The organism is Xanthomonas sp. LMG 8993, assembly GCF_009835065.2.
Taxonomy (GTDB): Bacteria; Pseudomonadota; Gammaproteobacteria; order Xanthomonadales; family Xanthomonadaceae; genus Xanthomonas; species Xanthomonas arboricola.
This window is the reverse complement of the sequence record NZ_QVIF02000004.1, coordinates 215,070-239,425: the sequence shown is the minus strand read 5'-3', so window position 1 is coordinate 239,425 and position 24,356 is coordinate 215,070. Positions and strand designations below refer to the sequence as shown.

19 protein-coding genes are annotated in these 24,356 nt (G+C 67.5%); 12 read left to right on the top strand and 7 right to left on the bottom strand.

The features are described from left to right. Positions 1 to 3: 3 nt before the first annotated feature. Both DYQ94_RS10060 and DYQ94_RS10055 read right to left on the bottom strand, forming a co-directional pair. A complete protein-coding gene (locus DYQ94_RS10060; protein ID WP_126965434.1) occupies positions 4 to 672 on the bottom strand; it encodes a VOC family protein in 669 nt (222 codons plus the stop codon). 899 nt (positions 673 to 1,571) lie between these two features. Further along, complete coding sequence (locus DYQ94_RS10055) at positions 1,572 to 2,459, bottom strand: LysR family transcriptional regulator (RefSeq protein ID WP_126965433.1); 888 nt, start codon at positions 2,457 to 2,459, stop codon at positions 1,572 to 1,574. Between the two features lie 97 nt (positions 2,460 to 2,556). On the opposite strand from DYQ94_RS10055, the gene DYQ94_RS10050 reads away from it, so the two are divergent. Continuing rightward, positions 2,557 to 3,846 carry an MFS transporter gene (locus DYQ94_RS10050; protein ID WP_425518994.1) on the top strand — a complete coding sequence of 430 codons (1,290 nt, stop codon included), beginning with the start codon at positions 2,557 to 2,559 and terminating at the stop codon, positions 3,844 to 3,846. 64 nt (positions 3,847 to 3,910) lie between these two features. Here the strand turns inward: DYQ94_RS10050 and DYQ94_RS10045 are convergent, their stop codons facing one another. Next, the gene (locus tag DYQ94_RS10045; protein ID WP_039528903.1) at positions 3,911 to 4,339 is read right to left on the bottom strand and encodes a MerR family transcriptional regulator; all 429 of its coding nucleotides are present in this window, start codon (positions 4,337 to 4,339) and stop codon (positions 3,911 to 3,913) included. An 89-nt stretch (positions 4,340 to 4,428) separates the two neighbouring features. Here DYQ94_RS10045 and DYQ94_RS10040 point away from each other — a divergent pair, with 89 nt between their 5' ends. Then, on the top strand, positions 4,429 to 5,364 hold the full coding sequence (locus DYQ94_RS10040) for an alpha/beta fold hydrolase (RefSeq protein WP_126965431.1): 936 nt from the start codon (positions 4,429 to 4,431) through the stop codon (positions 5,362 to 5,364). Positions 5,365 to 5,482: 118 nt separating this feature from the next. Here the strand turns inward: DYQ94_RS10040 and DYQ94_RS10035 are convergent, their stop codons facing one another. Both DYQ94_RS10035 and DYQ94_RS10030 read right to left on the bottom strand, forming a co-directional pair. Continuing rightward, positions 5,483 to 6,490: a phospholipase C/P1 nuclease family protein gene (locus tag DYQ94_RS10035; protein WP_237474918.1), complete on the bottom strand. Its 1,008-nt coding sequence runs from the start codon at positions 6,488 to 6,490 to the stop codon at positions 5,483 to 5,485. Between the two features lie 101 nt (positions 6,491 to 6,591). Continuing rightward, complete coding sequence (locus DYQ94_RS10030) at positions 6,592 to 9,075, bottom strand: TonB-dependent receptor (protein ID WP_241235228.1); 2,484 nt, start codon at positions 9,073 to 9,075, stop codon at positions 6,592 to 6,594. A 558-nt stretch (positions 9,076 to 9,633) separates the two neighbouring features. Between DYQ94_RS10030 and DYQ94_RS10025 the strand changes: the two genes are divergently transcribed. The 7 genes from DYQ94_RS10025 to DYQ94_RS09995 all read left to right on the top strand — a co-directional run bounded on the left by DYQ94_RS10025 (position 9,634) and on the right by DYQ94_RS09995 (position 16,031). Continuing rightward, positions 9,634 to 10,266 carry a TetR/AcrR family transcriptional regulator gene (locus tag DYQ94_RS10025; protein WP_024939804.1) on the top strand — a complete coding sequence of 211 codons (633 nt, stop codon included), beginning with the start codon at positions 9,634 to 9,636 and terminating at the stop codon, positions 10,264 to 10,266. Continuing rightward, complete coding sequence (locus tag DYQ94_RS10020; protein ID WP_126965429.1) at positions 10,263 to 11,144, top strand: NAD-dependent protein deacetylase; 882 nt, start codon at positions 10,263 to 10,265, stop codon at positions 11,142 to 11,144. The genes DYQ94_RS10025 and DYQ94_RS10020 overlap by 4 nt, the downstream gene beginning before the upstream one ends. A gap of 81 nt (positions 11,145 to 11,225) precedes the next feature. Next, on the top strand, positions 11,226 to 12,323 hold the full coding sequence (locus DYQ94_RS10015; protein WP_126965428.1) for an NADH:flavin oxidoreductase/NADH oxidase: 1,098 nt from the start codon (positions 11,226 to 11,228) through the stop codon (positions 12,321 to 12,323). 36 nt (positions 12,324 to 12,359) lie between these two features. Then, a complete protein-coding gene (locus tag DYQ94_RS10010) occupies positions 12,360 to 13,235 on the top strand; it encodes an NAD(P)-dependent oxidoreductase (RefSeq protein WP_126965427.1) in 876 nt (291 codons plus the stop codon). Positions 13,236 to 13,449: 214 nt separating this feature from the next. Continuing rightward, a complete protein-coding gene (locus DYQ94_RS10005) occupies positions 13,450 to 13,842 on the top strand; it encodes an XVIPCD domain-containing protein (protein WP_047126299.1) in 393 nt (130 codons plus the stop codon). Positions 13,843 to 13,910: 68 nt separating this feature from the next. Continuing rightward, positions 13,911 to 14,762, top strand: coding sequence for a formyltetrahydrofolate deformylase (gene purU, locus DYQ94_RS10000; protein WP_160954804.1), 852 nt, complete (start codon positions 13,911 to 13,913; stop codon positions 14,760 to 14,762). A gap of 129 nt (positions 14,763 to 14,891) precedes the next feature. Next, on the top strand, positions 14,892 to 16,031 hold the full coding sequence (locus tag DYQ94_RS09995; protein ID WP_126965425.1) for an MFS transporter: 1,140 nt from the start codon (positions 14,892 to 14,894) through the stop codon (positions 16,029 to 16,031). 83 nt (positions 16,032 to 16,114) lie between these two features. On the opposite strand, the gene DYQ94_RS09990 is transcribed toward DYQ94_RS09995, so the two are convergent. Next, on the bottom strand, positions 16,115 to 16,822 hold the full coding sequence (locus DYQ94_RS09990; RefSeq protein ID WP_126965424.1) for a response regulator: 708 nt from the start codon (positions 16,820 to 16,822) through the stop codon (positions 16,115 to 16,117). Beyond that, a complete protein-coding gene (baeS, locus tag DYQ94_RS09985; RefSeq protein ID WP_126965423.1) occupies positions 16,822 to 18,201 on the bottom strand; it encodes a sensor histidine kinase efflux regulator BaeS in 1,380 nt (459 codons plus the stop codon). Before baeS ends, DYQ94_RS09990 begins: the two co-directional genes overlap by 1 nt. A gap of 236 nt (positions 18,202 to 18,437) precedes the next feature. Between baeS and DYQ94_RS09980 the strand changes: the two genes are divergently transcribed. The 3 genes from DYQ94_RS09980 to DYQ94_RS09970 are packed head-to-tail and all read left to right on the top strand — an operon-like array spanning position 18,438 to position 24,325. Next, entirely contained in the window at positions 18,438 to 19,712 is a 1,275-nt protein-coding gene (locus tag DYQ94_RS09980; RefSeq protein WP_160954778.1) for an efflux RND transporter periplasmic adaptor subunit, read from the top strand. Between the two features lie 9 nt (positions 19,713 to 19,721). Further along, positions 19,722 to 22,871 (top strand): efflux RND transporter permease subunit, encoded by a 3,150-nt coding sequence (locus DYQ94_RS09975; RefSeq protein WP_126965421.1) that lies wholly within the window; start codon positions 19,722 to 19,724, stop codon positions 22,869 to 22,871. Continuing rightward, entirely contained in the window at positions 22,871 to 24,325 is a 1,455-nt protein-coding gene (locus DYQ94_RS09970) for an efflux transporter outer membrane subunit (RefSeq protein WP_126965420.1), read from the top strand. Before DYQ94_RS09975 ends, DYQ94_RS09970 begins: the two co-directional genes overlap by 1 nt. Positions 24,326 to 24,356 lie beyond the last annotated feature (31 nt).

Below are 24,356 nucleotides of genomic sequence, written 5' to 3'. Positions count from 1 at the left end.
CGATCACGCCGCCAGCAACTCCCAGCCCTGCGCATCGCGCAAGCGCAGCCCCGGTTGCGGTGCATCCACGCTGACCCGCACGCCGCTGGCCCACGGCAGCTGCCGCTGCTGCGGAAACCAGCGCCGCGCCTGATCGACCACGATCAACAAGCCATCATCGTCGCCCAGCGCGGCAAAACCCGCGAGCGCCGGCGCAAACGGCCGCACGCCGAAGTGATGGGCGACGCTGCTGGTCACCACCGCGACATCGTTGCTGGGTAAGCCGATCTCGCTCACGCACAGCAACTCGTCGCCGTGGAACACGCCGTCGCCGGTGGCCACGTCCTGCACCGCCCGACGCGCGATCAACTCGAGTACCGCGCCGTCGGGGCCGGCGAAATACACCGATCGCGACTGCCATACGCCGTCCAGTTGAAACTGCCGACGCCCATGTGGATCGGCAAGCAGCTTGCTGCGCTCGCCGATCCATTGCGCAGCGGCGTCGAAGCGCGACGGCGCCACGTTGAACGCCAGATGCACGCTGCCCACCGGCTGCTGCGCCTGCACGCATTCCAGGCTGCTCCAGCCGATGCGGATGCTGTTGCCGTGCTGCGGCAGCTGCAGTACCTCGCGATAGAAGCGCAGGCTGAGGTCGGGATCCAGGCAGGGCAGCAACAGATGGCGAAGATGCATGGCGGGCGCAGGTGATGGAAGGTGCAGGCATTGAACGACCTCAATCGCGGTTGAGGTCAAGCGGTGTGCCCGGATGGTGTGCGCGGATTCGGCAGGGCACCTGCGCGCGCTGGCAACGTGCATGCTGTCTGCAGCGAAGGCCCTGGCCGCGATGATGTCGCCACGCAAGCAGCATTGCGGGCATGCGTGCTCCCACAGGATCGATGGCTTCGGGTGCGGCTGAGGGTGTGTGGATCAGACCTCGGATCAAGAGAACCAGCGCCACCGCTGGTGGCAGACAACGCAATCCAACATCTTTCCGCCTGTTGGCAGGTAGGAGCGCACTTGTGCGCGAGGGCGTTACCGGTAGAGCCACATCGCGCACGGGTGCGCTCCTACAACAACCGTGGTGCTGTCGGCTCGAGATCAGCCTGGCTCACAGCACTTCCGCCAGCGCCAGCCTGGCCAGCGGCATCTGGCCATCTGTTGGCAGGTAGGAGCGCACTTGTGCGCGAGGGCGTTACCGGGAGAGCCACATCGCGCACAAGTGCGCTCCTACAACAACCGTGGTGCTGTCGGCTCGAGATCAGCCGGGCTCACAGCACTTCCGCCAGGGCCAGCCTGGCCAGCGGCGTCTGCCCATCTGTTGGCAGGTGTAGGAGCGCACTTGTGCGCGAGGGCGTTACCGGTAGAGCCACATCGCGCACGGGTGCGCTCCTACAACAACCGTGGTGCTGTCGGCTCAAGATCAGCCTGGCTCACAGCACTTCCGCCAGCGCCAGCCTGGCCAGCGGCATCTGGCCATCTGTTGGCAGGTGTAGGAGCGCACCTGTGCGCGAGGGCCTTACCGGGAGAGCCACGTCGCGCACGGGTGCGCTCCTACAACAACCGTGGTGCTGTCGGCTCGAGATCAGCCTGGCTCACAGCACTTCCGCCAGCGCCCACAGATGCTGGACCAGTGGCGCGGTGTCCAGGGCGCCCGGCGCGACTGCCAGGGCCAGCCGGGCCAGCGGCATCTGGCCTTCGATATCCAGATAGCGCACGCCGGGCAGCTGCAGCTGCGCAGTGGAGGCCGGCACCACCGACACGCCCAGTTCGGCGGCGACCAGGTTGACGATGGACGACATCTGCGGCGCCTCCTGGGTGATGCGCAGGGTCACGCCGGATTGCCGGCAGGCGGCGAGGATCTCGTCGTACAGGCTGGACCCGAAGCTGCGCGGGAACAGGATGAACGGTTCGCCCGCCAGCGCCGCCAGTGGCGCGCTGTTGCGGGCGGCCAGCCGATGCGCGGTGGGCACGGCGATCTTCATCGGTTCGTCGGCAAAGCGCAGCAGTTGCAGGTCGGGCGGCGTGCTCAGGCCGTAGCGCACGAAGGCCGCGTCCAGGCGGCCATCGGCCAGGGCCAGCAGCAGCCCGGCGGTGTTGGTCTCTTCCAGCAACAGCTCGACCTGCGGCCATTGCCGGCGAAAGTCGCGGATCAGGTGCGGCACCACCGGGTTGAACGCGGCCGAGGCGGTGAAGCCCAGCCGCAGCCGGCCGGATTCGCCGCGCGCCACCCGCCGTGCGGTTTCGGCGGCGCGCTCCACATCGGCGAGCACGCGGCGCACCTCGACCAGGAAGGCCTCGCCGGCCGGGGTCAGCTCGGCGCCGCTGTGGGTGCGCCGGAACAGCGGCGTGCCCAGATCGCGCTCCAGCGCCTGGATCTGCTGGCTCAAGGGCGGCTGGCCGACGCCGACCCGCGCTGCGGCGCGGGTGAAGTTGCCCTCCTCGGCGACAGCCAGGAAGTAGCGCAGGTGGCGAAGTTCCATTCTATCTGTTCTGCATATGGAAACTGCCAGAATCATATATTGGACAGGGGGTCAGCGCAGGCGAATACTCGCCGTCCCACGTCTCGATGCTGCGCCCGTGTCCCCTCCTGATCGCCGCACCGGCAGCCTGCCGGGCGCCACCGCCGGCCCTGCCGACAACGCCGCCGCCGCCGATGCGCCGGCCAGCGGCCGCATCCGCCTGGCCCTATTCCTGGCCGGCTTTGCCACCTTCTCGCTGCTGTACAGCGTGCAGCCGGTGCTTCCGGAGTTTGCACGCGCTTTTGGCGTGGACGCGGCCACCGCCTCGCTGCCGTTGTCGCTGGCCACCGGCGCGCTGGCCCTGGCGATCTTCTGTGCCGGCGCAGTGTCGGAGAACCTGGGCCGGCGCGGGTTGATGTTCGTATCGATCGCACTGGCCGCGGTGCTCAACCTGGTCGCCGCCTTCCTGCCGCACTGGGGCGCGCTGGTGCTGGTGCGCACCTTGTCCGGTATCGCGCTGGGCGGGGTGCCGGCGGTGGCGATGGTGTATCTGGGCGAGGAACTGCCGGCCAACAAGATGGGCGCGGCCACCGGCCTGTATGTGGCCGGCAATGCCTTCGGCGGCATGAGCGGTCGCATCGTGATGAGCGTGCTGACCGATCACTACGACTGGCGCACCGCGCTGGCGGTGTTGAGCGTGTTCGACCTGCTGTGCGCGCTGGCGTTCTTCTGGTTGCTGCCGCCGTCGCGCAACTTCGTGCGCCGGCACGGCATCAACCTGCGCTTCCATCTGCGCGCCTGGGCCGGGCATCTGCGCGACCGCAACCTGCCGTTCCTGTTCGCGCTGCCGTTCCTGTTGATGGGCGTGTTCGTCTGCCTCTACAACTACGCCGGCTTCCGGCTGGGCGGGCCGGAATTCGGCCTGAGCCAGAGCCAGATCGGCATGATCTTCAGCGCCTATGTGTTCGGCATCGTCAGTTCGTCGGTGGCCGGTGCGGCGTCGGACCGTTTCGGGCGCGGCCCGGTGGTCACCACCGGCATCGTGCTGTGCGTGCTCGGCGTGGCGCTGACCCTGGCGCATGTGCTGGCGCTGGTGGTGGGCGGCATCGTGTTGCTGACGATCGGCTTCTTCATTGCGCATTCGGCGGCCAGCGCGTGGGTGAGCCGGCTCGGCGGTGCGCACCGCAGTCACGCCGCATCGCTGTATCTGCTGGCGTATTACGCCGGCTCCAGCGTGATCGGCGCGCTCGGCGGCTGGTTCTGGCAACACGGTGGCTGGGGCGCGCTGGTCGGCATGTGCCTGACCTTGCTGGCGCTCGCCTTCGCCGCGGCCTACGTGCTGCGCCAGCGCGCCGACGACACGCGGCCATACGGGCGCTTTGCGCCGCACCCTGCACGCGGCGAGTGACGCGGCTCGACCGCCGCGTGCAAGCGCGACTGGCTGCACGACTGCGCGGTGTCTGTCAGCCGCTCTAGCGCGCCCGCTTGCTGCGTCTGGTCTGCGCTGCAGGCGGCAGCGTGGCCGCGGCATCCGCCGCACCCTGTGCCAGGGTTTCCAGCAAACGCGCACGGCGCCGCTCCAGGTCGGCCAGCTGGCGCTCGATCAGCTGCAGGCGTGCCCGATGCGCCTGCGCGGTTTCCGGGCACATCTGCGCGCCTTCCACCAGACGCATGCAATCGGGGAAGCCGAGGATGTCGTCCAGGCTGAAGCCGGTGGCGATCAGGCGCTGGATCTGCCGCACCTGTGCAACGCAGGCGGCGGGAAACACCCGGTAGCCGTTTGCGCTGCGCGAGGAGGTCAGCAGCCCATGCGCGTCGTAGTGACGAAGCGAGCGTACGCTGGCGCCGGTCTGCAGCGCCAGCGCGCCAATGCTCAGTGAGGGTTCGGACGATGTGGCCATGCGCCCAGCATACGTTGCACGCAATGCTTGACCCTCACATTGGTGTGAGGCTCGAGGATGGTGGCTCCCATTGTCTGGAGCTCACTCCGATGCCTGTTCGCTTTCTGCCCGTCATTGGCATGTTGCCGATGCGCTACCTGCTGGCCTGCCTGCTGCTGTTCTCTTCAACCTTGGCGGCGGCGGGGCCGGCCTCATCCCCGGCGTCGCGCAGCTACACCGTCACCGCGCCCGACGGCGTGGCCCTGGCCGTGCAGGAGCATGGCGGCACTGATGGCCGGGCAATCGTGTTCGTGCACGGCCTGCTCGGCAGCCGCATCGATTGGGACGCGCAGCTGGCCGATCCGCGCCTGCATGGCTATCGCTTGATCACCTACGACCTGCGCGGGCATGGGCTGTCCGGCAAGCCGGCGGCAGCGTCCGCGTATCGGGACGGCATGCGCTGGGCCGACGACCTTGCCGCCGTGGTGAAGGCCGCAAACGCGCGCGATGCGGTGCTGGTGGGTTGGTCGCTGGGCGGTGCGGTGATCAGCAACTACCTCACCCGTTATGGCGACGAAGGGCTTGGCGGGGTGGTGTATGTCGATGGCGTGATCGAACTGCGCGCAGAGCAGTTGGGCGCGCATCCGGCGATCTATCGCGATCTGGTCTCCGACGACCTGCGCACGCACCTGCAGGCGGTGCAGGACTTCCTGCGGCTGTGCTTTGCCACCCAGCCTCCGGCGCCAGTGTTTGAAACCTTGCTGGCCAACGCGTCGCTGGCCTCGTGGGACATGCAACGGGCCGTGCAGGGCATGTCGATCGACGTTGCCGGCCTGCAACGCACGCAGCTGCCGGTGTTGCTGATGTACGGCGCGCGCGATGCACTGGTGACCACCGGGCCGGCGCTGGCGCGTGCACGGCAGCTGCAGCCGCGTGCGCAGACGGTGCTGTATCCCAACGCAGGGCATGCCCCGTTTCTGGAAGACAGCCCGCGCTTCAATCAGGATCTGCTGCGCTTTGTCGAACAGGCCGCCAACGCCCACTGACGCGGCGTGACGGCACGCGCGATCCGTAGGGCGCGCTGCGCTGCCGCCCCGCGCAGCGCCCGTTGGTGCCGCGCGGGTCGGCACACCGATGGCGGCACACCCATGTCGCCATCGGCGGTTACAGCGTGGGCGAGGTGCTGGCAGGTGCAGATCCGGTCGCCGGGTCGTACTGCGGATGGCCGGGGTCCATGCTGGGTGGCGTGGAGGTGCCGGGGCGCAGCGCGCTTTCGCGCCAGGCGCGTACCAGCAGGTCGCGCAGCATCGCCGCGCCATCGCCGGCGGTGCGATAGACCATCGCGCGGCCGGCGCTGCTGGATGCGTCGTCGAAGGCGCCGGCCTTTTCCAGGCGATAGACCTGCTCGACACGGCCGGTGCCGATGTCGAGAAAGCCCAGGATCTGCTCGAACACATCGCCATCCTGGTGCGCCAGGGCCGGCATGCGGCTCAGCAGGTCCTGCGGGGTCAGCGCAATCTTCTCCACGTAATCGCTCTCGAACTTGCCGTGCACCTTCGGGTCGGTGCTGTAGCCGTGCGGGTTCGGCCCCTGCCAGCCGTCGTGATGGATGCTGTCGTGCTGCGGCTGCGCGCCATCGCCGATGTAGTGCGCAAACCAGCTGACGTAGAACGCGCAGTTGCGTTCGAGCTCTCGGGTGTCCTGGCCCTTGGCGCGCAGCGTGCGCAGCTGCCGCATGGTCGCCACGATGCGTTGGTAGCCTTCGGTGGCGGCGTACGGCAAGGTGCCGGCCCAACGCACGTTCATGCGCTGCGCCAGTTGCGGGTCGCTGCCGGCGATGCGCCGTTGTTCGTCGTACAGCGCCAGTACGAAGGCGTAGCGCGAGCGCGGCGGGTGCTGCATGAAGGCGAACTGCTCGCGGAACCAGCCGTGGTTGGGGTCTTCTTCGATCTTGAGGAAGGGTTCGCTCTCGCTGCGCCAGCCGTCCGGCAGCGTGGCGCCGTCGGCGATCACCTGCGCGTACTGCTTGAGGAAGACCGGGCCGTCGTCGGGCAGCGCCTGCACGGCGGCGCTGTCGATGGCGGCATGCGCGCGGTGGCCCCAGGCGGCGGCATCGCCGGAACACGTCGCTGCTGCAACCAGCAGCGCACAGGCAAGACGGGAAGCTGTCATGGCAGTCCTTGTGGCCTGCAGCGCAGCTGCGGCGCTGCAGGCGATGGATCGGGAAGTGGAGCGCTGGCATCGAGGCTGCGACACCCCGGACGCCGGCGCACTCAGAAGTGGTAGGTCACCACAAGCCGCGAGTTGCGCTCGTAGATCGGCCGGCCGTAGATCGGTGCGCGCGTGCCCTGGCCGGAGATGGTGTCGGTGCGCGGGTTGCCTTCGGTCAGCGCAAAGGTGTTGGTCAGGTTGTCCACCGACAGCTGCACGTCCCACGGCCCGGTGCGCACCAGGATGTTGGCCGCCAGGGTGTCGTAGGCGGCCAGCTCGGTGGTGTTTTCCAGGTCGGCGTAGCGCTTGCCCACATAGGCGTAGCGCAACGAGGTTTCCCAATCGAACGCACCGGTGGTGAACAACAGCGTCGGGCCGGCATTGCCGTACAGCTTCGGCTGGCGGTTGGGCATGTTGCCGTCCACGTCGACCACGGCCACTGCGCCATTGGCCACCACTTCGGTCAGGTCGGACACCTTGGTGTCGTTGTAGGTCAGGTTGGCATCAAGACGTAGCCACTGCGCCGGCGTCCACACCGCCGCCAGTTCGATGCCGGGGTTGGTGACGCTGCCGCGGTAGTCCTTGGATTCGGCCGCGCCGGTCTGCGGATTCACCGCGCTGGTGCCGATGTTGTACGGGTCGTACTTGGTGTAGAAGGCGGTGGCGAACACATCCAGCGTGTCGAAGTTGAGCTTGGTGCCGAGCTCGAACTGGTCGGCGGTGGGGATGTTGACGTTGCCCTCGTTGGCGCCCTCGCTGGGCGCGCGGTGCGCACGCGAGGCGCGGCCGTAGATGCCGACGGTGGGAGTGATGTCGTAGTTGAAGCCCGCGGTCCAGTTGGTCACGCCCACGTCCAGCGCGGTGTGCGCGCGGGCCCCGGTGAACAGGCGCGCGGCATCGTCGGCCAGGGTGTCGGCCATGCCCAGGTTGCCGGTGCTGCGCAGCATGCTCCAGGCGCGATAGCGGTAGCGCTCGTGACGCACGCCGGCTTCCAGGCGCAGCTTGTCGGTCACCTGCCAGGTGTCGGCGATGTAGGGCGCCAGCATGCTGGTGTAGGCCTTGCCCTGGGTGCGGTCGGCGCCGTAGATCACCACGCCGTCCTTGGTCACGCCACCGACCACGTTGCCGGCCGCGTCGTAGCCGAGCAGGTCGATCGTGCGCGGGTTCTGCCGCATTTCCAACAGATAGCTCTGGTAACGCGAATTGTAGGAACGCGCGTAGTAGGCGCCGTACACGCCGAGCGTGATGTCGTGGCTGTCGCCGCCCCAGTCGAAGCGGCGGTGCAGGCGCAGGTCGTCGGCGAACGAATCGGCGCGCACGTTCATGGCGCGGTACTGGCCCTGGATCACCAGGCCGTCGGTGCTGGCCGGATCGAAGCGGCTGCCGTCGTCGGTGTAGACGTAGCCCAGCGAGCTCAGGCCGGGAAACGCGGCGCTGGCGGCGGCGCGGCGGCTGTTGGCATACGCGGCGGCATCCTGCGGCGCATTGCTGGAATACAGCGCGTCGAAGGTCATGTCCAGGCGATTGACGATGGCCTTGTTGGACAGGCTCCAGCCGTTGTCGAAGGCCAGGTCCAGGTTGGCGCCCAGATGGTTGAACTTCATGTGGCGGCCATCGGACAGGTCGCGCAACTCGCGCTGCGGCGCGCCGTTGGCATCGCTGGAGACGATGCTGGCGCGTTTCAGCTGCGCGCTGCTCAAGGTGCCGGTGAAGCGGTCGATCAACGGGTCCAGCGAACGCGCGGTGTCGCGTGGGTCGTACAGCGGGATCGGCATGTAGAACGCGTTCTTGTCGTCCAGATGCTTGGCGGTGAAGGTCAGCTTGCCGTGCTCCAGCGTATGCGTGAGGTTCATGCGGAACTGCCCGCCCTCGTCGGCCGGAAAGCCCACGTCGCGGTAGCCGTCGTTGCGCCGCACGAAGCCGCCGGCAGCCAGGTACCAGCCGTCGGCAAGCTTGCCCGACCAGTAGCCATCGAGCCGATACAGCCCGGTGTCGCCGACGGTGGTGCGCACTGCGCCTTCGGGGGTGTCGCCGCCCTGGCGGGTGACGAAATTGACGATGGCCGCGGCATTGGAAGCGAAGATCGGCGATGGCCCGCCGCGCACGGTTTCCACCGATTCGACCATCAGGTCCGGGCGCACCAGGCCTTCGGTCTTGTAGAAGTAGCCGTTGTTGTCCGGGTAGGGGCTGATGCCGTCTTCCTGGATCACGGCAAACGAGCCTTCGTCGGGAATGCCGCGGATGCGGTAGACGTTCTGCACTTCGCCGCCGGTGGATTCGGCATAGATGCCGGGCATCGAGCCGATCAGGCTGGCTAGGTTGAGCGGGGCCAGCTTGTCGATCTGCTCGGCGGTCAGCGCGGTGATCGCATACGAGGCGTCGAACTGGTTCTGGGCCTGGCCGGCACCGGTGACGATCATCCGATCCAGCGAGAAGATGCCGTCCTCGCCCTTGCGGGTGGCAGGCGTGGCGGGTGCGGCTTCCTGCGCGAGCGCGGGGGTGGCCAGGGTCAGTGCAAGCAGGACGGCGAGCGGACGACGCGACACGGCACGACGCACTCCGGAGCGCGTCCGGATGTGGGTGTAGGGCATGGCAGGAGTGGGGTCAGCGGGGGAGCTGCCCACTGTCGCGGCGCCATGTTTCCGCAGCATTGCGTGTGCGCCCGATCACGCTAAGTTGGCGGACCCGCGTGCCGATCTGTGACGTGGAACGTGTTTTCAAGCGGTTTCAACCGTGTGCAGTAGGTTGCCGGCTGTGCGTCATTCGGTGCGCATCACCAGGCCAATCATTCCGCCCTCGGTGTCATCGCGCCGGTGCCAGCTCGGACATCGCAACCCGCGCTACGCTGGCAGCCGCTTGTTCGACGCTGCCTGGACCGGCGTGGTCGTCGAGATCGGTGGCGGTACGATCGTGATTTACCGCATCGGCGCATTGACCGCAAAGCCTGCGTTACGCAGTGCTTCGCCAGCAACACGGTGAAGCAATCTGGCGCTCAGCGTCGCCGTGCAGCGCCAGGGGTGTGGAGCTGGAGAGGGGCGCTTGCTTGGAATCACCAAGAAGGCCCCCAGACTATGTGCCACCCATCCGTGTGTACAGTCGCCTTCGTGAGCACCTCATTCCCCCTGCCAGCACCGCGCAAGGCCCCGCAGCAAGCGCGCTCGCGCGCCACCGTGGAGGTCATCCGCCAGGCCAGCATCCAGGTGCTGGTAGCCGACGGACTGCAGGGCTGCACCACCACGCGGGTGGCCGAGCGTGCCGGCGTGTCGGTCGGCAGCGTGTACCAGTACTACCCCAATCGGCAGGCGATGTTGATCGCGTTGCTGCAGTGGCATCTGCAGGCGGTGATCGACGCGGTGGAACGGGCCTGTGCGCAACAGCACGGACGCACGCTGGCGCAGCAGTGCGAGGCCTTGGTGCATGCCTTCGTGCAGGCCAAGCTGCAGCATGTGGACGTCTCGCGCGCGCTGTACGCCATTGCCGAACTGCATGGTGGCGCCGCGCTGGGGTCGCAGGCGCGCAAGCGCTCGCAGCAGGCGTTTGCCGCTGCGCTGGCCACCGCCGCGGATGTGCGCTTCGACGATTGCGAGGCGGTGGCCGAGATCGGCATGGCGGCCATCACCGGGCCGGTGAAGAGCCTGCTCGAGGAGGGTGCGCCTGCGGTGCGGATTGCGCCGCTGCAGGCGCAACTGGTGGTGTTGCTGCACAGTTACCTCATGGCCACCGGAGTTGCGCGATGACGGCGGTAGCAGTTCAGGACAGCAACGTGTTGCAGGACTTCATCGAGCGCCATCGGCGCCTGTTCGTGCTCACCGGCGCCGGTTGCAGTACCGATTCGGGCATTCCCGATTACCGCGATCTGCAAGGCGGCTGGAAGCGTCCGCAACCGGTGACGTTCCAGGCCTTCATGGGCGAGCTGTCCACGCGGCAGCGCTATTGGGCGCGCAGCCTGGTCGGCTGGCCGCGCTTCGGGCTGGCGCAACCCAATGCCACCCATCACGCATTGGCCGCACTGGAAGCGCGCGGCCAGCTGGAACTGCTGCTGACGCAAAACGTGGACCGCCTGCATCAGGCCGCCGGCAGTCAGGCGGTGATCGATCTGCATGGCCGGCTCGATGTGGTGCGCTGCATGGGCTGCGAGCGGCGCATGCCCCGTACCGAATTCCAGCTGCTGCTCGAGCACGCCAACCCCGGCTGGGCCGACCTGGACGCGGCGCAGGCACCCGATGGCGATGCGGACCTGGACGATGTGGCCTTCGACAGTTTTGCAGTGCCGCCGTGCCCGGTGTGCGGCGGCGTGCTGAAGCCGGATGTGGTGTTCTTTGGCGAGAACGTGCCGCGCGAGCGTGTGGAGCGCGCATTTGCGCATCTGCAGGCGGCTGATGCGGTGCTGGTGGTGGGCTCGTCGCTGATGGTGTACTCGGGTTTTCGTTTCGTGCAGACCGCGGCCAAGGCCGGCCTGCCGATCGCCGCGCTCAACTTCGGGCGCACACGCGCGGACGAGCTGCTCAGCCTGAAGGTCGAACAGTCGTGCGCGCAGGCGTTGGCGTTCCTGCACACCCCGTTCGATCCGCTGCGTGCACGCAGCGTCAACGATGCCAGCGCGCGTTCGGCATGACGCAGTGATCCATTGCAGCGGTTGTGCCCACGCGCGCGGCGCAGTGCAATGGGCATCCCCGTGTCATCTGTGGATGCCCCCTTGAGCCAGCTGTTCTCCCCCATCCGCTTCGGTCCGCTTGCGCTCGCCAACCGGATCGTCATCGCCCCGATGTGCCAGTACTCCGCACAGGACGGCCGCGCCAGCGACTGGCACCGCATCCATCTGGGCACCTTGTCGCAATCCGGTGCCGGCCTGCTGATCCTGGAAGCGGCCGCGGTGCAGCCGCAGGGGCGCATCTCCTACGCCGACCTCGGCTTGTACGACGATGCCACCGAGCAGGCGCTGGGCGAGGTGCTGGACTCGGTCCGGCGTTGGTCGCCGATGCCCATCGGCATCCAACTGGCGCATGCCGGACGCAAGGCCTCCACCGATCTGCCGTGGAACGGCGGCGAGGCCATCGCGCCGGATCACGCGCATGGCTGGCAGACCGTGTCCGCATCGGCACTGGCGTTCCGTGACGGTCAGCCGTTGCCGCAGGCACTGGACCAGGCCGGCATCGATGCGGTGGTGCAGGCCTTTGTCGATGCGGCACGGCGCGCCGAACGCCTGGGCCTGGCGCTGATCGAGCTGCATGCCGCGCATGGCTATCTGATGCATCAGTTCCTGTCGCCGCTGAGCAATCAGCGCAGCGATGCGTATGGCGGCTCGCTGGAAAACCGCATGCGGCTGACGCTGCGCATCTTCGACGCGGTGCGCGCGGCGGTGTCGGACAAGCTCGCCATCGGCGTGCGCATCTCCGCCATCGATTGGGTGGAGGGCGGTTGGGATCTCGAGCAGAGCATCGCCTTGTCCAAGGCGCTGGATGCGCGCGGTGCGCACTACATCCATGTCTCCAGCGGCGGGCTGGATCCGCGCCAGCAGATTCCGGTGCAGGCGGGCTATCAGATTCCGTTTGCGCAGCAGATCAAGGCGCAGGTCAGCACGCCGGTGATCGGCGTGGGCCTGATCACCGAGCCGGCGCAGGCCGAGGCGATCCTGCAGGACGGCCAGGCCGATGCGATCGCGCTGGCGCGCGGCATCCTGTACGACCCGCGCTGGCCGTGGCATGCCGCGGCCGCACTCGGCGCGTCGGTTACGCCCTCGCCGCAATACCTGCGCTGCGAGCCACGCGATGCGCGTGGCGTGTTCGCCAGCTGATCCATCCGATAGACGTCATAACAACAAGGACAACGCATGCCGATAGGATTTCTGGGCTTGGGGACGATGGGCCTGCCGATGGCGCACAACCTGCTGCGCGGCGGTTTTGAACTGCGTGTGTGGAATCGCTCGCCGGAGCGCGCGCAGTCGCTGCGCGAGGCCGGTGCCACGGTGGTGGATGCACCGTGCGACGCCGCGCACGGCCCGCTGCTGTTTTCGATGCTGGCCGACGACAACGCGGTGCGTGCCACCGTGCTGGAGCAAGGCGTGCTGGACGCGCTGCCGGCCGGCAGCGTGCACGTCAACATGGCCACCATCTCGGTGGCACTGGCGCACGAGCTGACCGCCCTGCATGCCGAACGCGGCGTGGCCTATGTGGCCGCACCGGTGCTCGGCCGGGTCGATGTGGCCGAAGCCGGCAAGCTCAACATTCTGGCCGCCGGCGACGAGGCGGCGCTGGCGCGCGTGCAGCCGATGTTCGATGTGCTCGGTCAACGCACCTGGGAGATCGGCTGCACCCCCGAGCAGGCCAATGCGGTCAAGCTGGCAGCCAACTTCTGCCTAGCCAGCGCGATCGGCGCCATGGCCGAAGCCAGCGCGCTGGCACGCGGCCACGGCGTGGATGCCACTCAGTTCCTGGGCATGCTCACCAGCACCTTGTTCGCCGCGCCCGCGTACCAGGGCTACGGCCGCCTGATCATGCAGCGCGAGTACCTGCCCGCCGGCTTCACCGCCACCCTGGGCCGCAAGGATGTGGATCTGGCGATCCAGGCCGGCGCCGACAAGCAGGTGCCGATGCCACTGGGCGAGTTGCTGCGCGCCGGCCTGGACGAGGCCATCGCGCATGGCGACGGCAACGCCGACTGGGCGGTGCTGGCAGAAGTATCGGCGCGGCGGGCCGGGCAGGCCTGATCGCAACCCAGGCGCGCGCGTGGGTTCTGCGCAGCGTGCCTGGCCTTGCAGGTGACGCGCGATGCGTCTTGCTCACCTCAACATGCAGCAGACCTTCTAAAATGCCGGCTCGTGACAGCCGCCGCTCCAGGGAGGATGCGATGCGACACCTGCATATCACGCTCGGTTCGACCGAGCGCACACCGCGCGCAACGACCTGCGCCGGTGGGACACGATGACCGCCGTACCGGTCGTCGACCAGGGCCCGGTGGGCCCAGACCACCCCGAGCATCCGGACCACTATCTGTTCGCGCAGATCCGCGAAGCGGTGGCCGCGCTCGATGCCGAGTTGAACAAACCCACCGACGAGGCCAGCGTGCGCATGGCCGCGCGCCTGCTGCCGCTGGCCAAGCAACATGGCTTCGACCAGGTGGATCACGTGGTGCTCAGCCGGCACGTCGGCGAGGTGGGCGAGAACGTGTTTCTGGTGCGTGGCGAGCTCGCCGATCCGGCGCATCTGCGTGCGCACATCACCACCCAGGAAGCGATGGAGACCTCGGTGGAGGCATCGATGGCGCAACTGGACGAGATCAATCGGCGGCTGATGCTGCGCCTGCCGCCGCGCTGAGTTGCAGCGGAAAGTTACGGGCGCAAGCACTGCGCCCGCAGCCGGGCGCATTGGCTATCATTGCGCCGATGCGCTCCGACTACATCCTCACCCTGTCCTGCCCCGACCGCACCGGCATCGTCTATCGCGTGACCGGGCTGCTGTTTGATCTGGCCTGCAACATCCTCGACGCACAGCAGTTCGGCGACGACGAAAGTGGCCGCTTCTTTCTGCGCGTGCACTTCGACAAACCGCCGGGCACCGACATTGCCGGGCTGGAACGCCGCTTTGCGCTGCTGGCCGATGAATTCCAGATGGACTGGCAGCTGCACGATGCGCGCCGCCGCGCGCGGTTGCTGGTGCTGGTGAGCAAGCAGGGGCATTGCCTCAACGATCTGCTGTTCCGCATGCATAGCCGGCAATTGCCGGTGGATATCGCGGCGGTGGTGTCCAACCACGCCGACTTTGCACCGCTGGCCGCCTCCTATGGCATCGCCTTCCACCATCTGCCGGTGAGCGCCGACACGCGCGCCGCGCAGGAAGCGCAGTTGCTTGCGCTGGTCGAGGCGCTGCAGATCGATCTGGTGGTGCTGGCGCGCTACATGCAGATTCTTTCGCCCGCGTTGTGCCGCGCATTGGCAGGGCGGGCGATCAATATCCATCACAGCTTCCTGCCCAGCTTCAAGGGCGCGCAGCCGTATCACCAGGCGCACGCACGCGGCGTCAAGATCATCGGTGCCACCGCGCATTACGTCACCGAAGATCTGGATGAAGGCCCGATCATCGAACAGGACGTGGCGCGCGTGGATCACGCGATGACGCCGCGCGATCTGGTGCGGCTGGGCAGCGATACCGAATCGCTGGTGCTTGCCCGTGCGGTGCGTCGCCATGTCGAGCACCGCATCGTGCTCAATGGCCATCGCACGGTGGTGTTTCGCTAGCGCACCGTCGCATATCCCCACGGACGGTCGCAGCACGCGCAATGGAGCCGTGGTCAGGTCCGGCCAGCGAGCGCGCCGGCCTGGGCCACCGTCGCACTCTCCTCGCCGCTTCCTTCTGGAATTGTTTGCATGTCGCCTGTCCCCGGTTCCAACGCTCGCGCGCAACAGCACGCCACCCGCGCGGCGTTCTTCATTCCCGGCTTTGCTGCCGCGGTCTGGGCGGTGCTGGTGCCATTCGCCAAGGCCAGGACCGGCGTGGACGATGGCGCGCTTGGCCTGATCCTGCTGTGCCTGGGGGCAGGCTCGTTCCTGGCGATGCCGCTGGCCGGCGCGGTGTCGGCACGCTTCGGTTTCCGTGCGGTCATGGCGGTGACGTCGGCGCTGATCTGCCTCAGCCTGCCGTTGCTGGCGGTGGTCGCCGATCCGTGGTTGCTGGGCGCGGTGCTGTTCGTGTTCGGCGCCGGCGTGGGCGCGATGGATTGCGCGATGAACATGCAGGCGGTGGTGGTCGAGCGCGATGCCGGGCGCGCGATGATGTCGGGATTCCATGCGTTTTTCAGCATCGGCGGGTTTGTCGGGGCCGGCGCGATGACCTTGCTGCTGTCGGCGCAGCTCTCCCCGCCGAGCGCGGCGGTTGCCGGGGCGATCGCCATGCTGCTTGTCGCCGTGGCGTCGGTGCGCCACTGGCGGACCGAGCGCGTGGCGCAACAGGGGCCGTTGCTGGCGCTGCCCAGGGGCATCGTGCTGTTCATCGGCATCCTGGCGTTCGTGGTGTTCCTGGCCGAAGGCACCATTCTGGACTGGAGCTCGGTGTTCCTGGCCGATGTGCACCAGGTCGCCCCGAGCACCGCCGGCGTGGGCTATGTGGTGTTTGCATTGACCATGACGGTGACGCGCCTGCTGGGCGATGCGGTGGTGGAGCGCCTGGGGCGCATCCGCTCGATCGTGGTGGGCGCGCTGCTGGCCAGCGCAGGCTTTTGCGTGCTCACGCTGGTGAGCCCATGGCAGGCCTCGTTGGCCGGTTACGTATTGGTCGGCCTGGGCTGCGCCAATATCGTGCCGGCCCTGTTCTCGTTGGCTGGCAACCAGACGCGCATGCCGGAGAGCATTGCCATCACTGCGGTCACCACACTGGGCTATGCCGGCATCCTGGCCGGGCCGGCGCTGATCGGTTTCGCCGCGCATGGCATCGGCCTGGTCGGCGCCTTGCTCGCTGTTGCGGTGCTGATGGTGGGCGTGGCGGTGTCGACGCGGTGGTTGAAGGTGTGAGTGTTGGGAGTCGCGCGCCTGTGGTTGCTGGAGTATCGGGAGTGCGTCGCGCGCAGGCACGCTCCTACGAGGGGGGATATTGATTACGCTTCGGTGGCTAGATACTCGAAGCGGTAGCCCACGCCGTACACCGAGCGCACCCATTCTTCGCCGCCCACCTCGGCCAGCTTGCGGCGCAGGTTCTTGATGTGGCTGTCCACGGTGCGATCGGTGACGATGCGGTGGTCCACATACACGTGGTCCATCAACTGCTCGCGCGAGTAGACACGCCCCGGCGCTGCGCACAGCGTGCGCAGCAGGCGGAACTCGACCTGGGTCAGGTCCAGGTCGCGCCCGGCCACGCTGGCGCGGCAGGCGGCCTCATCGATCAGCAATCCATGCGTGGGCACCGCATTGGGATCGTGCCGGTGGCGGCGCAGCACCGCGCGCACCCGTGCAATCACCTCGCGCGGGCTGAACGGCTTGCAGATGTAGTCGTCGGCACCGATCTCCAGCCCGAGCAGGCGGTCGATCTCTTCGGCGCGCGCGGTCACCATGATCACCGGCACCGCGCCGAGGCTGCGCAGCTCGCGGCAGATCTCCATGCCATCGCGATTGGGCAGCATCAGGTCCAGCAGGACCAGATCCGGCGACTGCGCGCGAAACGCAGTAATCGCCAGCGCACCATCGGCCACCCAATGATGCGAATAGCCGGCCGCGTGCAGATACTCGCCCAGCACCGCGGCCAGGCGCGGTTCGTCTTCGACGATGAGCACGTGTGCGTTCGGTGCTGCGGTGGTGGTGTCGTCCATTATGCCTCCAGGGCCGGCAGCCGCAGCGTCACGCGCAGGCCGCCCAGGGGCGAAGCGGTGGCGTGGATCTCGCCGTCGTGCGCGCCGACGATATTGCGGCAGATCGCCAGGCCCAGCCCGCTGCCGCCGCTGGCGCGATTACGCGAGCCTTCCACACGATAGAAGCGCTCGAACAGGCGATCGAGCTTGTCTGCCGGCACGCCGGGCGCGCTGTCTTCGATCACGATCTCCACCAGGTGCGCGCGCCGTGCGCACTGCACCCGCAACTGGCCGCCGGCATCGGTGTAGCGCAAGGCGTTCTCCAGCAGGTTGGACAGCAGCTGCTGCAGGCGACGCTCGTCGCCGTCGACACGCAACGGCGCAGTGATGCCGTGGGCCTGCAGCGTGAGCCCGGCTGCGGCAATGCGCGTGTGCATGCCGGCCAACGTGGACTGCAGCACCACACTCAGATCGATCGGCGCGCGCCGGTAGGCCAGCGCGCCGACATCGGTGAGCGACAGGTCGTAGAGATCCTCGATCAGCTTGCCGAGCTGGCCGACCTCCTGGTGCAACGAGGTCAGCGAGTCGCGCGTCATCGGCCGGATGCCGTCCTGCAGCGCTTCCAGCTCGGCGCGCAGCACCGCCAGCGGCGTGCGCAACTCGTGCGAGACATCGGCCATGAAATCGCGACGCGCACGTTCGTTGTTGTCCAGTGCCTGCGCCAGCTGGTTGAAGTCGCGCGCGAGCTGGTCGAGCTCATCGCGCATGCGCGCCTCCAGGCGCGTGCCGTAGTCGCCGGCCGCCAGGCGATGGGTTGCCGCGGTCAGGCTGCGCACGCGCCGCAGCAAGGTGCGCGACAGCAGCCAGCCGAACAGCGCGGCCACCACGATGGACGCCGCGCCGATAGTCCACCACAGACGTTGCTGGGCCTGGTAGAAGCGCGCGTCGTTGGCGGTCAGCACCTTCTCGAAGGGCAGCATGCCCATCCAGCCCACCGTCTGCCCGTTTACCACCACCGGGCGCAGCGTGTCGGTGCGGCTGACATCGGGGTTGCCGATGATTACCCGGTAGTCGCGATCCAGCAGCGCGAAACGAAACACCGCGCCGGTCTGATCGGAGATCGGTGGTGCGCGTGGCGGCAGGTTCTGCGGCAGCTCCGGGCGCATCAGCACGAACCAGGCGTCGGGATTGTCGCGGATGAAGTTCCAGTCGCCGTGCTTGGCGTAGTCGGCCTGCACGCGCGGCAATACTTCCAGCATCCGCTCGATGCCCTGCTCGCTGAGATAGTCGAGAAACTGCTTCCTGAGCAACAGCTGCCCGGCCAGGCCATTGATCAGCAGCACTGCAATGCAGGCGCTGAGGATGGCAAGGAAGAGTTTGGCGGTGATTCCGAGTTTCATCGAGGCTGGGACAACCTTGTTGCGAACGAGGTCAGGCACGGATGCTTGCTGCAGTCACGGCAGGTTGCAGCAGCGGCGCCTGCCGCTGCCGGTGTAGCGCGTGTCGTGCACAGCCGTATTGGGACTTCATTAAACCCCGAAAGCAAGCGCCTGCTGTCTGCCGATGCAAATCTTCAAATTTGCTCCATATTCGCAGCGTAGCGTGCGCATCCTCCGATCACTCCCGAGTGCGCCGTATGCGTTGCGTTGCTTCCTCCCGTTCTGCCGTGGTGCCGCGTCAGTGGCTGCTGGCCGCCATGATCACCGTCGCGCTGGCGGCGTGTTCGCCTGCGCAAGCGCCGCAGCAGCGGCAAGTGGAAGTGGGCGTGCAACGCGTGGACGTGCAGCGCCTGGCGCTGGACCAGACGCTGCCCGGGCGCACCGTGGCCTATCAAAGCGCGCAGGTGCGCCCGCAAGTGGGCGGCATCCTGCGCAAGCGGCTGTTTACCGAAGGCGAGCAGGTGCAGGCCGGGCAGGTGCTGTACCAGATCGAGCCGGCGCCGTTCCAGGCTGCGTATGCGTCCGCGCAAGGCGAACTGGCGCAGGCCGAAGCGGCGGTGCTCTCGGCCAGGCCCAAGGCGCAGCGGTATCAGACGCTGGTCAAGCTGGATGCGGTCAGCCAGCAGGACGGCGACGACGCCACCGCCACCTTGCGTCAGAACGAGGCCGCAGTCACCGCGGCCAGGGCGGCGTTGCAGACCGCAAAGCTCAATCTGGATTTCACCCGCATCACCGCGCCGATCAGCGGCCGTATCGGCACTTCGAGCTTCACCCCGGGCGCGCTGGTCACCGCCGACCAGACCGATGTGCTCACCACCATCAACCAGCTCGATCCGATCTATGTGGATGTCAGCCAGTCCAGTGCCCAGCTGCTGCAGCTGCGGCGCAAGCTCGATGCCGGCCAGCTCAAGGCGGCCGATGGCAAGGCCGAGGTCAAGCTGTTGCTGGAAGACGGCACTGCCTACGCGCGCACCGGCACGCTGGAAGTGGTGGATACCGCGGTGGACGCCACCACCGGCACGGTGAAGCTGCGTGCGGTGATTCCGAACCCCGACCATCTGCTATTGCCCGGCATGTACGTCAAGGCGGTGCTGTCGATGGCGGTCAACGAGCAGGCGATCCTGGTGCCGCAACAGGCCGTCACCCGCAACAGCAAGGGCGAGGCGGTGGCGATGGTGGTCGGCGCCGATGGCAAGGTGGCGCAGCGCGTGCTCAAGACCGGCGATGCGGTGGGCGATCGCTGGGTGGTCAGCGAAGGGCTGTCTGCGGGCGAGAGCGTGATCGTGCAGGGCCTGCAGAAGATCCAGGTCGGCATGCCGGTGAAGACGCGCGAGGTGAGCGCCACCACAGCTACCAAAGCGGCAGCGCCGAATGCAGCCGCTGCAGCCGCACCGGGCGCATCCGCTGCCGCTGCGCGTGCGGATGCGCCGACGCCTGCAGCGCCGGCCAGCGCCACGCCCAAGGCCGACTGAGGAAATCCCATGGCTCGTTTCTTCATCGACCGCCCCATCTTCGCCTGGGTCATCGCCATCGTCATCACGCTGGCCGGCGCGATCTCGATCTTCTCGTTGCCGCTGGAGCAATACCCGGACATCGCACCGCCCTCGGTCACGGTCAGTGCGACCTATACCGGTGCCTCCGCAGAGACCGTGCAGAACTCGGTCACCCAGATCCTCGAACAGCAGATGACGGGCCTGGACAATCTGCTTTACATGTCCTCCAGCAGCAGCTCGGCGGGCACCGCGCAACTCACGCTGACCTTCGAGTCCGGCACCGACCCGGATACCGCGCAGGTGCAGGTGCAGAACAAGGTGTCGCAAGGCGAGGCGCTGCTGCCCGACGAGGTCAAGACCAATGGCGTGACCGTGACCAAGTCGGCCAGCGGCAGCATGTTCATGGTGCTGGCCTTCACTTCCGAAGACGGCAGCATGGACAGCACCGACATCGGCGACTACATGGTGTCCTCGTTGCAGGACCCGATCAGCCGCCTCAACGGCATCGGCAGCGTCAACGTGTTCGGTGCCGAGTACGCGATGCGCGTCTGGCTGGATCCGGAGAAACTGCACACCTACGCATTGATGCCCTCGGATGTCAGCAGCGCGATCGCCGCGCAGAACGCCGATGTCTCGTCGGGCGCGCTGGGTGCATTGCCGGCGCTGCAGGGCCAGCAGTTGAATGCCACGGTGACCTCGCGCAGCAAGCTGCGCACACCGGCGCAGTTCGAGAACATCGTGCTCAAGTCCGATGCCGGCGGCGCCACGGTCTACCTGCGCGATGTCGCGCGGGTGGAGCTGGGCTCGGAATCCTACGGCTCCAGTTCCAAGTTCAACGGCAAGGCCGCCTCGGGCATGGGCCTGCAGCTGGCGACCGGTGCCAATGCGCTGGACGCAGCCAAGCTGGTGGAAGCCAAGCTGGATGCGCTCAAGCCGTATTTTCCGGCCGGCCTGAAGTACGAGGTCGCCTACGACACCACACCGTTCGTGCGCATCTCCATCGAGGAAGTGGTCAAGACCCTGATCGAAGCGATCGTGCTGGTGGTCGTGGTGATGTACCTGTTCCTGCAGAACTGGCGTGCCACGCTGGTGCCGGTGATTGCGGTGCCGGTGGTGCTGATGGGCACCTTCGGGGTGTTGTCGCTGCTGGGCTTTTCGATCAACACGCTGACCATGTTCGCGATGGTGCTGGCGATCGGCCTGCTGGTGGACGATGCCATCGTGGTGGTGGAAAACGTCGAGCGCCTGATGGCCGAGCAGGGCATGTCGCCGCGCGAGGCCACGCACACCTCGATGGGCCAGATCACCGGCGCCCTGGTCGGCATCGCGCTGGTGCTCACGGCGGTGTTCCTGCCGATGGCCTTCTTCGGCGGCGCCACCGGCGAGATCTATCGGCAGTTCTCGGTGACCATTGCCGCGGCGATGATCCTGTCGCTGGTGGTCGCGCTGACCCTGAGTCCGGCGCTGTGCGCCACCTTGCTCAAGCCCATCGACAAGGGCGGCCATGTCTCGCGCAAGGGCGCGCTGGGCACCTTCTTCACCTGGTTCAACACCCGCTTCGATCGCGGTACCGAGCGCTATGGGCGTGGCGTGGAGCGCGTGGTCGGCCATCGCAAGCTCGGCTCGCTGGTCTACGCGCTGTTGCTGGTGGTGCTTGGCCTGCTGTTCTGGCGCTTGCCCAGCGCGTTCCTGCCCGAGGAAGACCAGGGCATGCTGATGGTGATGTTCAGTGCGCCGGCCGGTGCCACCCAGCAACGCACCCAGCAGTCGATCGACCAGGCTACCGCGTTCATCCTCAAGCAGCCGGAAGTGCAGGGCATCATGACCATCTCCGGTTTCAGCCTGGCCGGCAGCAGCCAGAACTCGGGCATGGGCTTTATCCGCCTGAAGGATTGGGCCGACCGCGAGGGTTCGGCGCAGGAGGTGGCCCAGCGCATCACCGGCGCGATGATGATGACGCTGCCCGACGCGCAGGTGTTTGCATTGACGCCGCCGGCCATCAACGGGCTGGGCACCAGTTCCGGTTTCACCCTGCAGCTGCAGGATGCCGCCGGCAACGGCCACGAGGCGCTGGTGGAAGCGCGCAAGCAGTTGCTGCAGCTGGCCAACGGCAATCAGAACCTGACGGCGGTGCGCTTCAACGGCCTGGACGACGCGCCGACCTACCGCGTGCAGATCGACGATGCCAAGGCCGGCGCGCTGGGCGTGGCCGCAGCCGACATCAACACCACGCTCTCCACGGTGATGGGTGGGCGCTACGTCAACGATTTTCTCAACAACAACCGGGTCAAGCGCGTGTACGTGCAGGGCGAAGCGTCCGCGCGCATGCTGCCCGGCGATATCGACCGCTGGTACGTGCGCAACAGCGACGCTGCCATGGTGCCGTTCTCGGCGTTCGCCAGCAGCGCCTGGGCGTATGCGCCGCAGGTGTTGACCCGCTTCAACGGCAGCGAATCGATGGAGATCACCGGCAGCGCCGCATCCGGCATCAGCTCGGGCGATGCGATGACCGCGATCGCCGGTGAAGTGGACGGCATGGGCAAGGGCGTGGGCTACGCCTGGTCGGGCATGTCGTATCAGGAACAGGCCGCCGGCACCCAGACCTGGATGTTGTATGCGGTGTCGCTGGTGTTCGTGTTCCTGTGCCTGGCCGCGTTGTACGAGAGCTGGTCGATCCCGATCTCGGTGATGCTGGCGGTGCCGGTGGGCATCGTCGGCGCGCTGCTGGCGACCTGGATGCGCGGGCTGTCCAACGACATCTACTTCCAGGTCGGCCTGCTGGCAACGATGGGCCTGGCCGCCAAGAACGGCATCCTGATCGTGGAGTTCGCCAAGGAGCTGGAAGAGAAAGGCGAGCCCTTGATCGAGGCCACCCTGCACGCCGCACGCATGCGCCTGCGCCCGATCCTGATGACCTCGCTGGCCTTCATGCTCGGCGTGCTGCCGATGGTGATCAACAGCGGCGCCGGCTCCGGCGGACGCCATTCGCTGGGCACCGGCGTGCTCGGCGGCACGCTGGCCTCCACCGTGCTTGGCATTTTCTTCGTGCCGTTGTTCTACGTGATGGTGCGCAGCCTGTTTCCCGGCAAGGCGGCCGCGCACTCCCCCGTCGTTTCCACCTCCGAGGTAACGCCATGATGCGCACGACATCCCTCAGCCTGGCGGCGGCCTGTGCCATCGCATTGAGCGGCTGCGTCAGCATGGCGCCGCAATATGCGCGCCCGGATGCGCCGGTGCCCGGCGTGGTCGGCGACACCGGCAGCCCGCCTCACGGCGACAGTGCCGATGGCCGCACTACCGCTGCGGCTGGGCTGGACTGGCGGCAGGTGCTGGTCGATGCGCGCCTGCAACAGGTGGTCGCACTGGCGCTGGACAACAACCGCGACCTGCGTGTGGCCGTGCTCAATATCGAGCAGGCACGTGCGCAGTACCGCATCCAGCGTGCGGACCTGTTTCCCGCGGTGGACGCCACCGTCTCGCACACGGCGCAACGTGCTGCGGCCGCGACCAGTTTCACCGGCGCGCCGCAGATCATCCGCAGCGCCACCGGGCAGGTGGGAATCAGCAGCTGGGAGCTGGACCTGTTCGGGCGCATCCGCAGCCTCAAGAACGAAGCGCTGGAAACCTATCTGGCCAGCGAGCAGACCCAGCGCAGCACCCGCCTGAGCCTGGTGGCCGAGGTGGCCAGCGACTGGCTCACCGTGGCCGCCGATCAGCAGCGGCTGGCACTTGCCCAGCAAACCCTGGAGAGCCAGCGCAAGACGCTGCGCCTGACCGAATTGCAGCACGACAACGGCATCGTCTCCGGGCTGGATCTGGCGCAGATCCAGACCAGCGTGGAAAGCGCGCGCGCCGATGTCGCCAGCTTCACCACCCAGCTGGCGCAGTCGCGCAATGCGCTGAACCTGGTCGTGGGCACGTCGGTACCGGCAGCGTTGTTGCCGGCTGCCGATGCGATCGAGAGCGGCGTGGCATTGGCACCGTTGCCGGCGCAGCTGGAATCGCGCGTGCTGTTGCAGCGCCCGGACGTATTGTCGGCCGAGCACACGCTCAAGGCCGCCAACGCCGACATCGGCGCAGCGCGTGCGGCGTTCTTCCCCACCATCTCGCTGACCGGCAATGTCGGGCGCGGCAGCGATGCCTTGTCCAGCCTGTTCGATGGCGACCACACCTGGTCGTTCACGCCCAGCGTGAGCCTGCCGATCTTCCGCGCCGGCGCCTTGAAGGCCGAACTGGATGTGGCCAAGCTGCAGAAGGACATCACCATCGCCCAATACGAACTGGCGATCCAGACCGCCTTCAGCGAAGTGGCCGACGCGCTGGCCGAGCGCACCCAGCTGGACGAACGCATGGACGCGCAGCGCGCCCTGGTGGATGCGGCACAACGCGGTTTCACCCTGTCGGATGCGCGCTACCGCAATGGCGTGGACAGTTATCTGGTGGCGCTGGACGCGCAGCGCTCGCTCTACAGCGCACAGCAGACCTTGATCAGCCTGCGGCTGACCGAAGCGAGCAACCGGGTGACCTTGTACAAGGTGCTCGGCGGCGGCGCCGATGCGCAATCGCAACCGCCACCGGTAGCGCAACAGTAGTCATGCATCGATGCGCCAGTGCGAGGGCACT

Excerpts from the sequence above, each read along its gene's own strand:
- DYQ94_RS10060 (WP_126965434.1), bottom strand. The coding sequence starts at position 672 with ATGCATCTTCGCCATCTGTTGCTGCCCTGCCTGGATCCCGACCTCAGC.
- DYQ94_RS10055 (WP_126965433.1), bottom strand. The coding sequence starts at position 2,459 with ATGGAACTTCGCCACCTGCGCTACTTCCTGGCTGTCGCCGAGGAGGGC.
- DYQ94_RS10045 (WP_039528903.1), bottom strand. The coding sequence starts at position 4,339 with ATGGCCACATCGTCCGAACCCTCACTGAGCATTGGCGCGCTGGCGCTG.
- DYQ94_RS10040 (WP_126965431.1), top strand. The coding sequence starts at position 4,429 with ATGCCTGTTCGCTTTCTGCCCGTCATTGGCATGTTGCCGATGCGCTAC.
- DYQ94_RS10035 (WP_237474918.1), bottom strand. The coding sequence starts at position 6,490 with ATGACAGCTTCCCGTCTTGCCTGTGCGCTGCTGGTTGCAGCAGCGACG.
- DYQ94_RS10020 (WP_126965429.1), top strand. The coding sequence starts at position 10,263 with ATGACGGCGGTAGCAGTTCAGGACAGCAACGTGTTGCAGGACTTCATC.
- DYQ94_RS10010 (WP_126965427.1), top strand. The coding sequence starts at position 12,360 with ATGCCGATAGGATTTCTGGGCTTGGGGACGATGGGCCTGCCGATGGCG.
- DYQ94_RS10005 (WP_047126299.1), top strand. The coding sequence starts at position 13,450 with ATGACCGCCGTACCGGTCGTCGACCAGGGCCCGGTGGGCCCAGACCAC.
- purU (WP_160954804.1), top strand. The coding sequence starts at position 13,911 with ATGCGCTCCGACTACATCCTCACCCTGTCCTGCCCCGACCGCACCGGC.
- DYQ94_RS09995 (WP_126965425.1), top strand. The coding sequence starts at position 14,892 with ATGTCGCCTGTCCCCGGTTCCAACGCTCGCGCGCAACAGCACGCCACC.
- DYQ94_RS09990 (WP_126965424.1), bottom strand. The coding sequence starts at position 16,822 with ATGGACGACACCACCACCGCAGCACCGAACGCACACGTGCTCATCGTC.
- baeS (WP_126965423.1), bottom strand. The coding sequence starts at position 18,201 with ATGAAACTCGGAATCACCGCCAAACTCTTCCTTGCCATCCTCAGCGCC.
- DYQ94_RS09980 (WP_160954778.1), top strand. The coding sequence starts at position 18,438 with ATGCGTTGCGTTGCTTCCTCCCGTTCTGCCGTGGTGCCGCGTCAGTGG.
- DYQ94_RS09975 (WP_126965421.1), top strand. The coding sequence starts at position 19,722 with ATGGCTCGTTTCTTCATCGACCGCCCCATCTTCGCCTGGGTCATCGCC.
- DYQ94_RS09970 (WP_126965420.1), top strand. The coding sequence starts at position 22,871 with ATGCGCACGACATCCCTCAGCCTGGCGGCGGCCTGTGCCATCGCATTG.